Raw genomic sequence first — 390 nt, 5'->3', positions numbered from 1 at the left:
CCGCCAGCGGCATCCACCTCGCCATCCACGAAGCCGCGCTGGTCGACTACGCCGCGATCGTGCTCGATCAGCAGCGCGACGGCGTGCTCAAGGGCGACCTCACGCCCTGGCACGACGGCGTGCGCGTGCGCACCCGCGCCGGCTTCGTCACGCCCTGGCGCACCCTGCACATTGCCGACAGCGCCATCGGGCTCATCAACTCCGACCTGATCCTCAACCTCAATGCGCCGAACGCGCTGGGCGACGTGAGCTGGGTCGAGCCCGGCAAGTACGTCGGCATCTGGTGGGGCATGCACCTTGGCGTGGAAACCTGGGCCAGCGGGCCCAAGCACGGCGCGACCACGGCGAACGCAAAGCGCTACATCGACTTCGCCGCCGACAGCGGCTTCA

1 protein-coding gene is annotated in these 390 nt (G+C 69.2%); it reads left to right on the top strand.

The window, feature by feature from the left end; all coding sequences use genetic code 11:
* Positions 1–390, top strand: a 390-nt coding sequence (locus tag FLQ44_RS04795; RefSeq protein WP_206208664.1) for a glycoside hydrolase family 97 N-terminal domain-containing protein, incomplete at both ends; no start/stop codon positions are given.

Source organism: Vogesella mureinivorans (assembly GCF_007644035.1).
GTDB classification, from domain to species: Bacteria; Pseudomonadota; Gammaproteobacteria; order Burkholderiales; family Chromobacteriaceae; genus Vogesella; species Vogesella mureinivorans.
This window is presented reverse-complemented; position numbering and strand designations above follow the sequence as displayed.